12 protein-coding genes are annotated in these 13,150 nt (G+C 43.9%); 5 read left to right on the top strand and 7 right to left on the bottom strand.

Annotation, left to right across the window (positions count from 1 at the left end):
• Window positions 1–873 (bottom strand): sialate O-acetylesterase (locus ACILP5_RS09950; protein WP_395618495.1); only part of this gene is annotated, 873 nt, incomplete at its 3' end.
• Window positions 874–996: 123 nt separating this feature from the next.
• Between ACILP5_RS09950 and ACILP5_RS09945 the strand changes: the two genes are divergently transcribed.
• A complete protein-coding gene (locus ACILP5_RS09945; RefSeq protein WP_395618494.1) occupies window positions 997–3,735 on the top strand; it encodes a c-type cytochrome in 2,739 nt (912 codons plus the stop codon).
• A 25-nt stretch (window positions 3,736–3,760) separates the two neighbouring features.
• Window positions 3,761–5,407 (top strand): carboxylesterase/lipase family protein, encoded by a 1,647-nt coding sequence (locus ACILP5_RS09940; protein WP_395618493.1) that lies wholly within the window; start codon window positions 3,761–3,763, stop codon window positions 5,405–5,407.
• A 62-nt stretch (window positions 5,408–5,469) separates the two neighbouring features.
• Here ACILP5_RS09940 and ACILP5_RS09935 read toward each other — a convergent pair whose 3' ends face one another.
• From ACILP5_RS09935 to ACILP5_RS09925, 3 genes are all read right to left on the bottom strand, one after another.
• Entirely contained in the window at window positions 5,470–5,979 is a 510-nt protein-coding gene (locus tag ACILP5_RS09935; protein ID WP_395618492.1) for a hypothetical protein, read from the bottom strand.
• A gap of 109 nt (window positions 5,980–6,088) precedes the next feature.
• The gene (locus tag ACILP5_RS09930; RefSeq protein ID WP_395618491.1) at window positions 6,089–6,706 is read right to left on the bottom strand and encodes a DUF1835 domain-containing protein; all 618 of its coding nucleotides are present in this window, start codon (window positions 6,704–6,706) and stop codon (window positions 6,089–6,091) included.
• Window positions 6,707–7,087, bottom strand: a complete 381-nt coding sequence (locus ACILP5_RS09925) for a Dabb family protein (RefSeq protein ID WP_395618490.1) — start codon at window positions 7,085–7,087, stop codon at window positions 6,707–6,709. It lies immediately after the preceding gene.
• 93 nt (window positions 7,088–7,180) lie between these two features.
• Between ACILP5_RS09925 and ACILP5_RS09920 the strand changes: the two genes are divergently transcribed.
• On the top strand, window positions 7,181–7,477 hold the full coding sequence (locus ACILP5_RS09920) for a Dabb family protein (RefSeq protein ID WP_395618489.1): 297 nt from the start codon (window positions 7,181–7,183) through the stop codon (window positions 7,475–7,477).
• On the opposite strand, the gene ACILP5_RS09915 is transcribed toward ACILP5_RS09920, so the two are convergent.
• From ACILP5_RS09915 to ACILP5_RS09905, 3 genes are read right to left on the bottom strand one after another with little or no spacing between them, the layout of a single operon-like run.
• Window positions 7,446–8,333, bottom strand: coding sequence for a dihydrodipicolinate synthase family protein (locus ACILP5_RS09915; protein WP_395618488.1), 888 nt, complete (start codon window positions 8,331–8,333; stop codon window positions 7,446–7,448). The two genes, ACILP5_RS09920 and ACILP5_RS09915, sit on opposite strands and share 32 nt — an antisense overlap.
• The gene (locus tag ACILP5_RS09910; protein WP_395618487.1) at window positions 8,330–9,826 is read right to left on the bottom strand and encodes a sodium:solute symporter; all 1,497 of its coding nucleotides are present in this window, start codon (window positions 9,824–9,826) and stop codon (window positions 8,330–8,332) included. The genes ACILP5_RS09915 and ACILP5_RS09910 overlap by 4 nt, the downstream gene beginning before the upstream one ends.
• Entirely contained in the window at window positions 9,826–10,815 is a 990-nt protein-coding gene (locus ACILP5_RS09905; RefSeq protein ID WP_395618486.1) for an exo-alpha-sialidase, read from the bottom strand. The genes ACILP5_RS09910 and ACILP5_RS09905 overlap by 1 nt, the downstream gene beginning before the upstream one ends.
• Window positions 10,816–10,883: 68 nt before the next feature.
• Here ACILP5_RS09905 and ACILP5_RS09900 point away from each other — a divergent pair, with 68 nt between their 5' ends.
• On the top strand, window positions 10,884–12,080 hold the full coding sequence (locus ACILP5_RS09900) for a parallel beta-helix domain-containing protein (RefSeq protein ID WP_395618485.1): 1,197 nt from the start codon (window positions 10,884–10,886) through the stop codon (window positions 12,078–12,080).
• On the top strand, window positions 12,080–13,072 hold the full coding sequence (locus tag ACILP5_RS09895; protein ID WP_395618484.1) for an SO2930 family diheme c-type cytochrome: 993 nt from the start codon (window positions 12,080–12,082) through the stop codon (window positions 13,070–13,072). The genes ACILP5_RS09900 and ACILP5_RS09895 overlap by 1 nt, the downstream gene beginning before the upstream one ends.
• Window positions 13,073–13,150: the final 78 nt, after the last annotated feature.

Raw genomic sequence — 13,150 nt, 5'->3', positions numbered from 1 at the left:
ATCTACGATGCGGCCCATAAATAGTTTAGCAGGCATCCCTGCAAGAGAGGCTGGAATCTGAATTTCCCGTCTAAACCAAACTACCCCATTCAGATCTCGTAAGCCTTGGTCTTCCCAAAAACCAGGGATAGCAAAACGCTTCCATCCTTTAGGTTGATAAGTTGGATTTGCCCACTTTTCTGCTAGTCCACGGTCTGTGGATTTTTTCGAAGTAGGTGCCGCCGCTGCTACTTTCGAAGTGTCTTTTACATAGGCTGGAAACTCTTTTAATCCCGCTTCGCTGATCCAAGATTCGATGGGAGTTCCGCCCACGCTAGAATTAATGATTCCGATAGGCACTTGATATTTAGTGTATAAATCGCGTGCGAAAAAATACGAAACGGCTCCCATTAGTAAAACGTTTTCTGGACTTACAGGAAGCCAAGAACTCGCAGGCAAATCTTGCTTAACATCTATCTTAGAAATGGCCGTAGGAATAAAGAAATTTCTAATTTGAGGGTAATTCGCGGAGGCAATATCTGTGGAATATTTTTCTTTTACTCGCTCCATGTTGAGGACCATATTTGATTGCCCTGAACAGAGCCACACATCCCCGAAAAGTACATCTTGCAAACGGATCTCATTGACTAGAATCTCATAGGGACCTCCGGCTGGAGTAGCAGGAAGTGTAGCAGACCAGTTGCCCATTGCGTCTGCAGAAGTACGAATCTTTTTCCCTTTAAAGCTCACATTTACTTTTTCTCCGGGATTCGCCCAGCCCCAAATTTTCACGGGAATATCCCGCTGAAGTACCATGCCATTACTGACAAGTGAAGGGAGTTTAACATCCGAAAAAGCACTAAAACTGAGTAGTAAATAGAGCAGTTTTTTCATAGAAGTCTAGATTGTAAAACGAAGATAAGCAATTTTGGGAAGGATGACCTGACCTGATAAATCCATGTAACCTATTGTTATTCAATGAAATTCTATATTCCTTGTGGAAAATTCTAAACCTACATGAAAAAATTAGCGCTTTTATCTTTAGCGGGAATGCTGACGCTAGCTTTTTTGGCCTCCTTTCATTCTACTTCTACTCGTACCGCTTTATTAGATACACTGAAGATTCCAGATGGGGTAGACCCCAATGATGAGAATTGGAAAGGGATTGATTTAGCGCCTAAAGCTCCGGTTCAACCCTTAACGATCGATGAGCAATTAAAGAAATTTTTATTGCCAAATGGCTATCATATGCAACCTGTTTTAACGGAGCCGCAGATTCAGCAGCCTGCAGAAATTGTGTTTGATGGGAATGGCCGAATGTATGTTTTGGAACTTAGATCCTATATGTTAGATGCGGATTCTAAAAACGAATTAGAGCCGACCAGCCGGATTTCTCGCTGGGAAGACAAAAATAACGATGGAATTTATGAGACGGGAACGGCCTTCGTGGACGGTTTAATCTTCCCTCGTTTCGTCTTGCCTTATGGCAAAAATAGCGTTTTGACGATGGAGTCTGACCAAGACAATATCTACAAATACACGGACACCAACGGCGATGGCAAAGCGGACAAAAAAGAGTTTTTCACGAACAAATACGGCCGATCGGGTAACGTAGAACACCAGCAAGCCTTCTTGTTTTATGGCATGGATAACTGGCTTTATTCTACCTATAATGCTTTCCGTATCCGCGAAACGCCTAGCGGTATCATCCGCGAAAAAACAGGTGCAAACCGGGCCCAGTGGGGAATTACGCAAGACGATGATGGGAAACTATACTTCCAAGGCGGAGCTTCTGGTGTTCCCTCACACTTCCAATTTCCGATCCAATATGGCAATTTTGAGGTGCCTAACGAACTAGCGCCAGGCTTCGTAATCCCTTACGGTGCGGCGGTAAAAGTATCCGATATGCAAGGTGGAATGGACGAGATTCGCCAGCCAGATGGCTCTTTAAATCGCGTGACGGGATCAGCTGGTAATGATATTTTCCGTGGCGATCGATTGCCTGCTTCTCTGCGTGGTCAGCTCTTTTACGGAGAACCTGTGGCGCGTATTGTCCGCCAAATCAACCCAGTAAAGACGGAAGGTTTGACTACTTTACACAACGTTTATCAAGATCAACAATCCGAGTTCATTCGTTCTACCGACCCCCTTTTCCGACCTATTGATATGGCCACGGCTCCTGACGGAACGATGTACATTGTGGATATGTACCATGGAATTATTCAAGAGGGACAGTGGACGCCTAAAGGCTCTTACCTGCGCACAAAAATCGAGCAATATAAATTAGACAAAGTGGTGGGTTTGGGACGTATTTGGCGTTTGAGTCATGAGGGATTTAAGCGCGATACGAAACAGCCACGGATGTACGATGATAAATCAGCAACACTTGTGACGTATTTAAACCACCCAAATGGCTGGTGGCGAGATATGGCGCAACAAGTGTTAGTACAACGTAAGGATAAATCGGTCGTGCCGGCCTTGAATGCGTTGGCTTTGAAAGGTACAAATGTGAATGGCCGAATTCACGCGATTTGGACCTTGGAAGGTTTAGGTGCGCTGAAGGTGGCGACCGTTTCTAAGCTGGCCACTGATGCAAATCCGCGTATTCGAATTCAAGCCTTAAAGGCATCCGAGACGCTATACAAAGCAGGCGAAAAAGGTTTAGCGGATGTGTATAATAAAGCCCTAAAAGACACGGATAATGAGGTGGTGATGCAGGCGATTTTTACGCAGAAATTTTTGAAGGTTCCGGAACATGAAACCGCTATCAAAACGACCTTAGCTTCGAATAAATCGGCCGGTGTAAAGTTGATTGGAGAACAAATTATAGCGCCTCCTAAACCGCGAAACAACGGACCATTTAATGGGCCAGAATTAAGTAAAGAGCAGAAGGGAATTTTAGAAAGAGGGGAATTAGTGTTCGCTGAATTATGCTCCCAATGCCATGGTAATGATGGGATGGGAAAGCAGATGGGAGATGGGAAGTTACTAGCACCGGCTTTAGCGGGATCCTTCCGCATTCAGCAACATCCAGAATATGCGGTGCGCGTTATTTTGCACGGTTTAGAAGGAGCGATTGAAGGCAAAACCTATGCAGGCGGTTTAATGCAACCAATGAAAGAGCAGTCTGATCAATGGATTGCGGACGTGGTTTCTTACATCCGAAATGGCTTATCGAATGACGCATCTTTCGTCACTCCACAGCAGGTAGCAGCTATTCGGGCGAATACGAATAAGCAAGCGGGGATGTATAAATTCGAGTCATTGTTGAAGCAAGTTCCGGTGGAATTTGTACCGGACCAAAGCTGGAAATTCTACGCTACCCACACTGCTTCCACTCGCGTGGGCGGGAATGCTTCCCCTAAAAGCGCCTTCAATTATGAGGGCTGGTCGACGGGAAAAACACAGGAGAAAGACATGGTATTTCAAGTTGAATTCCCAACGGAATACACCCTTTCGGAATTCCATTTCACGTCAAACTCAGGCTTCAAGAAGGGTCAAAGACCTAAGCCTGGAGTAACCCCTGAATTTACGCATACCTATCCACGGAATTTGTTAGTGGAAGCATCTACAAATGGAACAGACTGGAAGGTCGTTCAGGCAAATGTGAAAGGTTCACAAGGCGATAATATCGTAGCACTTCCGCCTACGCGTACGAAATTCCTGCGCTTGAAATTAGCCGAGGGAGTTAATGCTGCGGCTGACGACATAACGCCTTGGTCCATGAGGGGGATGAAGATTTTTGGCTTACGTTAATCAGAGTATAAACCTATTTAAACATATGAAATCAAATCGTAGAAATTTTATCCAATCCTTAGGATTAGGAGCCGCGACTTTAAGTGTGGGCTCTAATCCCTTGAATCCGGGACAACCAGCAAGTGTTGATTCCGATGATCAGTTGTTATATGTAGGCGATAATATCGCTGTCACTAACACCCAATATGGTAAAGTCAGAGGCTTTGTATTGAGGGGAATCAATCAATTTTTAGGCATTCCTTACGGTGCGGATACGTCTGGCAAAAATCGGTTTATGCCACCTGTAAAACCCGAACCGTGGACGGATATAAAACCGACCGTTTGGTGGGGGAATACCGCTCCCCAAATCATGGAAAAGCGTTATTCAAATGCCTATGCTTCCTTCGTGGATCACTGGAATTATGATGATGTTTCGGAGGACTGTTTGAAGTTAAATGTATGGACGCCTAAGATTGATTCAGGTAAAAGACCGGTGGTTGTTTGGTTACATGGTGGTGGATTTACGAATGGAAATGCGATTGAACAAGATGGCTATCATGGGGAGAATTTGAGTCGTTTAGGGGATATCGTTTTCTGTTCGATTAATCACCGACTTGGGCCATTTGGTTATTCACATTTGAAGGCTGCGGGGGGTCATCCACATTCTGGGAATGTGGGAAATTTAGACATGGTAGCAGCACTGGAATGGGTGAAGAACAACATTGTGAATTTTGGTGGAGATCCGAATAACGTGACAATCATAGGTCAGTCTGGTGGTGGCGCGAAAGTGACTTCATTACTGAATATGCCTGCCGCGAAAGGGCTTTTCCACAAGGCGGTGGCCTTGAGTGGCACTTCTTTAACGGGGGTGAATAAGGAATATGCGGAGAAGTTAGGACTTAAGGTAATGGAGGAGGCTGGATTGAAGCCGGGGGAAATCGAGAAATTACAACAAATTCCGTGGAGACAATACATTGATATTACGACGCGTGCGGTAGAGAAAATGGCCGAAGAAGCGAAGAAAATGAATATTTCGCGAGGCGGATTTTCGCCGGTAGCAGATGGAGTGACGATGAACGATCAGCCGTTTTTCTCTGATCCTACTCATTTTTCAGCGGACATTCCGTTAATCATTAATACCACATTCCATGAATCTAGTCCGAGTAGAACGGATGCAAAATTAGAAGAAATCAGTTTGGCAGAGGTAGTAGAGAAAATCAAGCCTCGTTTTGGTGCGGATTCTGCTAAAATTGTAGAGGCTTATAGTCAAAACTTCCCTAAAGCAAAACCGGTCGAAGTTTGGGCGATGATTCTTTCCAATAGAAAGGGAGCCATCGCAGCTGCGGATGCGAAAGTGTCGCAACGCAAGGCACCAGTTTATGTGTCTTGGTTCGGCTGGCAACCACCGCTTTTTGATGGACGCATGCGGGCGTTCCACTGCGATGATATCTGTTTTTGGTTCTACAATACCGACTTGATGTTAACACATACAGGCGGTGGAAAAAGACCGAGAGCCTTGTCTTCGAAGATGGCTAAATCCTTTTTGAGTTTCATCAAAACAGGTAACCCGAACGGTGGAGGATTGCCTGCTTGGAAGCCCTACACGAAGGAAAATGGTGAGACGATGATCCTTGATGACACGTGTCAACTGGTGAATAATCCAGATGCACAGGGTAGAAAAGCGTTAGGGTAATCTACTGTAAGATTAATATGAAAAAAAAGGTGCAGCGCCCGCAGGGCGCTGCACTAAATTAATTATTTCATGATTTCAGCCATTGCTGCTCTATCATATAAAGACCACTCTTCCACTAGTTTGCCATCTTTGACAGCATCAATTGTGTGAATGAATGTTTTCGCCGTCTTATCACCTCTTGTAAGGATAAGAGTCATATAACCACTCACGTAGTTTGTGATTCCTTTTTCGTTCGCTTTGTTATTTTGAGTTTCCCAAATCGGACCAAATTCTATCTTCACTTTAATGCCTTTGTCCGCAAATGATTTGAACATCGCCATGTTTGCGTCAAGACTCATCGAATCTAAGTTGTCGTGGAAAACGACATCTGGAGCATACGTTGATCGATAAGTAGCCGTGTCTCCTGACTCAAGTGACTTGAGAGATTGTTTATAAAGATCCGTGTTAGCAGTGCTGTCAAACGTGACACCGCTTTGGCCATTTGCATCAGCAGATGCTACAGCACCGTCTTCTTTTTTAGTGCAAGCGAAAATACTTACCGCAAGGACGAATAATAGAATGATTTTTTTCATTTATTTGGTTGTTTAAGGTTAATAATTAGTCCAAAGAACGTTTAAATAATTCCTAGCTCATGGAATATGCAACGTGCATATGTTCCCGTTACGGATTTGGGAACAAATTTTAAGAAAGAATGCGGCTAATTTGCCCTTCCGTTAAGCCCCAGCGAGCCTCGATTTTCGTCGCTTTTTCAAGCCGAGGATAGTCTTGTAGGTGTTTCTGAAGGAAGGGGACTAAGCGATGATTTAGTTCAGAACCGTTTTTACCTAGTCGCTTCCAAACGTGTCTAAAAGCTTCAATATCCTTTCTAGATAGCTTTGTTTTTTGTGAGAATGCCTGCATCAAATCTTCTTTCGTATGCAGATCAAATCCACGCCATATCCGGAATTTTCTTTTTCGGAGCGGACGAACTAAATACAAATGGAGCGTTTTGTCCGCTTGCAATAATTCAATGACGAACAATAAATTTAGGAAGCAATAAAGGTCAAAATCGAACCAAAGATATACCTCCGAATGCTTCGGAATATGATGTATTTTTTTGAATTCTGACACAGTTTTTTGCTGGTATTCTGAAGCAGGAATGCCGTATGTTTTTTCTAAATAGTCAGCTCGCATTTGAAAAAAGCTCTCCTCAGAAACAACCTTCAATGGCCCTTCTACCAGCATTTCTCGAATGACGATCGCATTTTCTGCTTGCAAATCATGTTGCAAGCAGTCCCCATTTAGAATGTGTATTTTCACTTAGGCATCAATTGCATCATACACGATTACCTTCTTCCACAAGTGTGCATAATTCTTTACAAAGTCGACGTGGATAGGGTGATCTTGGTACACTTTTTGGCCCGCCTCATCATCGAAAAACATCAATTCAGAAACATCCCAGCTCGTGTCTACTACATCACGTTTTTCAGTAGAAGCTAAGGTTCCGATGTGGATTTCCTTGATCGTCGGAATACCTTTTAGGGCTTTTAGTCCCTTGATTAATTGCTGCTTATCTGCTTCTGAGGCAGGGTTATTTAGCCAAAAAAATACGTGGTGCAATAAAGGTTTTTTAGCGGCTGCACTAACCGTTCCGGTGCTAGCTAGTAATCCAGCGGAGGCAATAAAATGACGTCTTTTCATAGTTTTTAGATTTTGCCTCAATTTACTAGATAAAGGGGCTTTTTGCTAAAATATACCCTGAATTCTGTATTTTAGTCGCCTAAACCTAAACTAATGAGCATCAGACACGCAGGCATTTTTAATTTCAAACCCACGGTTTCGGAATCGCAGAAACACGAATTCTTCGTTGCCTTAAAGGCTTTAGAAGAAATAAATGGGGTAGAAAAAATGGAGGTTTCTCGCCAAACTAGTTCGAAGAATAAGTTTAAATACGGCTTTTCGATGGAGTTCGCGAACAACGAAATTTACCAAGCCTATTCGATTCACCCCCAGCACGATGCCTTCGTGAAGGACTTCTTTATTCCACTAGTGGAAGATTTTATGGAGATCGATACGGAGAAGCTAATGTAATCAAGGCATTTAATTTCGCTTTTAACTCCACCGTTAGCGAATCGACTTTACGTCGCGTGAATAGTGAAATAGGGAAGCCCTGTTTTTGTAAGACGTATTTCGCACTCGTCGGATAGGCGGAGTGCATTAGGTCCATATTTTCGGTTAAAAATTGCTGGAATTCTTCCGAAGGTTTTGAGCAAAACTTAGCAATTAAATCCGGAAAAAAATTGCCCTGAATGCAGGATAGACCCATGGAGCCGGCTTCTAGAGAGGCTTTGGCATGAACCATATAGGCATCGTAGACCCCGAAACGAGCTGTGGAACCCGCCTGAATTTTCGCCCTCACTTGCCCTATATCGAGCGACGTATCCTTGTGGTAACACAGGCGACCAGACCTTAAAAGATCTTGTAAAACGGGAATCGAAACCAATCTTTTATAAGGGACAGGGCATTCATAAATGCCAAAAGGCACACCAGGAGTCAGCTCCATCCATTGATGAATCCGGGATAAAAATACCACATCTGATTCTTCCGCTGATACAAATTGATTATTTAAAACGATGACCGCATCGACGCCCAGTGCATGTACTTGATTCGAAAAGTCAGCCATTTCTTCTACTGACCCTTGAAAAGTCCCCGTCGCCACCACTGGCACCCTTCCTGCTGTTTGATCTACTATTGTTTTTATAACAGCTAAACGCTCCTCAGCAGACAATTCATACATCTCACTCGACAAGCAATTCGCAAAAAGTCCTACCGCACCGTTGTCGATATAGTAGTCACAAAGTTGGCGTAAAGTCGCATAATCGACCGATAAATCGTCGTGAAATGGAGTCAGCATGACAGGAATAAAACCGCGTGGCAATGCGTTCATTTTGATCGAATTTTAGCTAATAAATACCCAATTCCCACGATGCTTACCGTCCCTAGTACCACCGTCATTTTAGCATCTAACGGGATTTGTAAATAGGCAGGCAAGTTGTCTTTAAAAGACATCCCCGCAATTAAGATGACCCCGAGGCCAGCGGCTATTTTTGCGTCAAAATTAGCTGCTTTTTTCGCTAGAAAACCGAGTAAAAAGATGCCTAGCATTCCTCCCGCAAAGATGCCCGAAAGCTTCCACCATACGTCCAGAAGACTTTTTACGCCGATCATACTGATGCCAAAAACAATCCCTAAACCACCCATACAAGCGGTGGCAAAAAGCAAGACCCGAAACTGCTTTTTATCATCAGCGACCGGGTTGACATAGCGCAAATAAATGTCTTTCAAAAACACCGTTGCAGAGCTATTCATCCCCGAACTCATGGTACTCATTCCTGCTGACATAAGTGCCGCTACCAGCAAGCCTAAAAATCCTGTGGGAATTTGCGTTTTCATGAAAAAGGGTAACACGCGATCTCCGTAATCGCTCGCTTTTAAAGCCTCTAATGGGATGTTTTTTTCAATGGAAACCTGCTGTTTCAATTCGAGAATGAGCGCGGGATTATCTCCATAAAATGCATAAAGGGCTGTTCCGATGAAGAAAAACAAGAAGGAAACCGGGACATAATACAACACGCAAAGCCAAATGCTCATTCCTGCATCACGCCGGTTCGAAGCGGTGTGGTAGCGCTGGATGTAGTTTTGGTCTATCCCAAAATTCGTCAGATTGATGAAAAATCCGTAGAGTAAAATCACCCAAAAAGAGCTTGTCTGAAAATCCAGATTAAAGGACCCTAAACTGAATTTATCCTCCCGCAATCCTGTTTCAATGATCGTACTAAGGGGCGTTTTCAAGGTAATTAAATAGAGAATCATCCCTGCCCCCAGCGTCTTCAAAACTGCCTGAATTACCTCCGTCCAAATCACCGCTTCCATTCCTCCTAACACGGTATACAGAATGATGCAAAGTCCTGCGACGATAATAATCAAGCGCATGTCGATTCCCGTAAGGGCATTCAATGTTAGCGCAATCCCGTAAAAAATCGTCCCCATTCTAGCGAGTTGTGTCAGAATAAAACATACCATTGCGTAGGACCTAGCCCAACCGCCAAAACGTTTTTCTAAATGGGTATACGCACTTATTTCTCCACTCCTACGGTAAAAGGGCACAAACCATTTCGTTGCTACAATAGCCGCGAGGGGAATGGAAAGGCTGAAAACAAAGGGATTCCAATTCGATCCAAAAGACTTCCCTGGGTCCCCTAAAAAAGTAATTGCACTTAAAAATGTGGCATAAAAACTGAGGCCTAAAGCCCAGCCCGGAATGGCGCCAGAGGCCGTTGTAAATTGCGCTGAACTCTTGTTTTTTCGGGAAAAATACACCCCTATCCCGATCATGGCGAGCAGGTAAAAAACAATAAGTAGCAGGTCGAGCAGAGCCATTACAGAGAAAGAATCACATGTTTAATTTTCTTCCGTTTCCAGGTATAGGTGATGTGGACTTTGCCGTCTTTGGTCTGTATAACTGCCGGATAGGAGAATTCTTCTCCGGGTTCATTCTCTAAGGTAGCGACATCTTTCCAGGTCTTTCCATCACTAGAAATGGCCACGCTGATAGGAGAGCGGCCTTTTTTCACTGGATTGTAGACGATAACATGTCGGCCGTCTTTCAGCGTTACCGCGTCGATTCCAGAATTAGGATTCATTAAGTTAGAGGGTTCTAGCGCAGTCCAGCTCTGACCTTGATCGGAAGAAAAGGCCTGTAAAATGAATCCATTTTCAGAACGGCAAACAAGTTGCAAGCGACCATCCGGTAGGAATAAAATACTGGGCTGAATGGCTGAAGTCGTTACACCGTCGTTTAATGGACCCGTTCTTGACCAGGTTTTTCCTAAGTCGCGGGTGAATTCCATGTGTAATCTCCAGTCGTGATCCTCTGAACTGGATGGGCATAAAAGGGTGCCGTCTTTTAAGAGAACAGCCTTATTTTTAATGGGGCCATAAATGTCGTTAGGTAGCTTTTCGGCTTTAGACCATGTTTTTCCTCCATCAAAGGATCTTTTCAGCATGCCCCACCATTTGTCCGGTGCTGGACCCTCTTTATAGAAAAGGATTAATTCTTTACCTGGAACTTGGTATAATACGGGGTTCCAAAGCGGGTAACGCTTACCATCTGATTGAATTCCATTCGCTATTTCAACCGACGTTTCCCATTTTCCATTAACATAATGACTAAACCAAATCCCTACATCAGGATTCCTTTCGTGCTTACCTCCGAACCAAGCGCCGACTAACCCGGATGGGGTTTCTTCAATTGTAGAGGCATGACAGGAAGGGTATGGGGCACTTTCGTAGATGAATGCGTTTTTTTCAATTTGGGCAGAGGCACAAAATGTCCAAGCGCAAAGAATGCTTAGGGTAATGAATTTCATAGGTAAATAGGTTGTTAGCAGTAATATTATGAAATTATTCCTAATTTCGAATGCCTTAATCCTATTTCATGAAACAAATGATATTCCTGCTCAGCCTTTTGAGCTTCAGCGCTTTTAGCCAAGCGGATTTTGAGAAAAATTTGCAGAAACGCTTGATTTTAGCGGAAGATGGTGCCACGATTGAGATCGAGGCAGGCCGGTTTTCATTGACGAAAAGTTTGTCTTTGGAAGGCAAAAAGAACATTACCTTGCGCGGCAAGGGGATGGATAAAACGATTTTAAGCTTTAAGGGCCAAACCCAAGGGGCTGAAGGTATTAAGGTTTCTAATTGTGAAAACATCGTTATAGAAGATATGACGACGGAGGATTCTAAGGGAGATTTAATTAAGACGATGCAGGTGAAGGGGATTACTTTTCGACGTGTAAAGACTGCCTGGACCGGCGGACCGAAATCTACTAATGGCTCTTATGGGCTTTATCCGGTCTTGTGTGAGAATGTGTTGATCGATTCCTGTATAGCGATCGGTGCTTCCGATGCGGGTATTTATGTAGGTCAATCAAAACACATTATCGTTCGAAATTCAGCAGCTTACCAAAATGTAGCCGGGATTGAAATCGAAAATTCGCTGTATGCAGACGTTTACAACAATAAAGCGATTGGGAATACGGGGGGGATTTTGGTTTTTGATTTACCCGATTTAGTTCAGAAAAAAGGAGGTCATGTCCGCGTTCATCACAACCTCGTGCAAGATAATAATTTAAAGAATTTCGCCCCGAAAGGGAATATCGTAGGAAATGTGCCTAAGGGCACAGGAATGATGGTTTTGGCAACAAGTAATGTGGAGATATTCGAAAACCAAATCATTAATCATGCCACTATCGGGGTGGCGATTGTTTCTTATTTTATGACGGAGAATGAAATAAAAGATAAGGAATACGATCCCTATCCGACCACCGTTGCTGTACACCATAATACTTTCGAGCGGAAGCCAAGGCGCGTGCCTATGGATAGCCGTTTTGGTAAAATGTACCGTTTCGTTTTACGTTTTGGTCGCGACGTCCCTGCCGTTGTTTTTGATGGCATTTTAAATCCAAAGAAGGTAGGTCCAGACGGGAAATACCCACTGCATTATTCGATTTGTGTTCGCGAAAACGTAAATCAAAGCACTGCTTTTCTGGATGCGGAGCATGACTTCAAAGGGCTAAAACAAGGGAAAGATTTGTTCGATTGTGATTTTGAAAACGTGAAATCTATAAAGTTCTAATGCGCATTCTCTTCCTTTTGTTGTTAGCGTTTATTGGCCTGGTTTCAGCGGATGCGGACTACAAGGAAAATCTATCTGATTACGGTTTTTTCAAAGGAACCTTAAAGGAGCAAATTCCTTCGGATGGCGTCGTTCTTTACACGTTAAACTCGCCCCTTTTCTCAGATTATGCTTCGAAACTACGGTTCATAAAGCTGCCAGAGGGGCAATCAGTAGCCTACAATCCGGACTCAGTTCTGCAATTTCCGGTGGGAACTGCCATCGTGAAAACCTTCTATTATCCCATCGATGAGCGCAATCCTAAGAAGGGCCGGCGCTTAATGGAAACGCGTGTTTTATTGCATGAGGCCAAAGGCTGGGTGGCTTTGCCCTATATTTGGAACAAAGAACAAACGGATGCTGTGCTCGAAGTAGCGGGCGGTAGCGACCAAGTTTCCTGGATAGATGGCGCAGGCAAAAAGCAATCTTTCGAGTACCAGGTACCTAATATGAACCAGTGCAAGGGTTGTCATGAACGTTCTGGCGAAATGACTCCCATTGGTCCTTCAGTTAGACAGTTAAACGACGGCCGTCAATTGCAACATTGGGAGACGGCCGGTCTAATAAAGGGCTTACCCAAGGACCACATTCCTGCGCTGGTTAACTATTCTGACGCCAGTGCTTCCCTCGATGATCGTGTAAAGGCGTACCTTGATATTAACTGTGCACATTGCCATAATCCGACGGGTCCCGCGCGTTCATCTGGTCTTTATTTAACTTGGGATTCCAAAGATCGCACGGCTTACGGATTCCTGAAACCACCGGTGGCGGCAGGTAGAGGCTCTGGAAATTTGAGTTATGATATTGTTCCAGGAAAGCCAGAACAAAGTATTTTGCATTACCGCATGGCTTCTCGAGATCCCGGCGTCATGATGCCGGAATTAGGCCGACAACTCACTCATCATGAGGGAGTTGAATTAGTTCGCAGCTGGATTGCTTCGCTTCCACAGTAGGGGAGGATTTGTTCCAAAAACGGATTTTGGAACAAATGATAATGTTGATGTAATTTCATTTAAAAGGAATGTTTCTAG

Source organism: Aquirufa sp., from assembly GCF_044239315.1.
Classification (GTDB): domain Bacteria; phylum Bacteroidota; class Bacteroidia; order Cytophagales; family Spirosomataceae; genus Aquirufa.
This window is presented reverse-complemented; position numbering and strand designations above follow the sequence as displayed.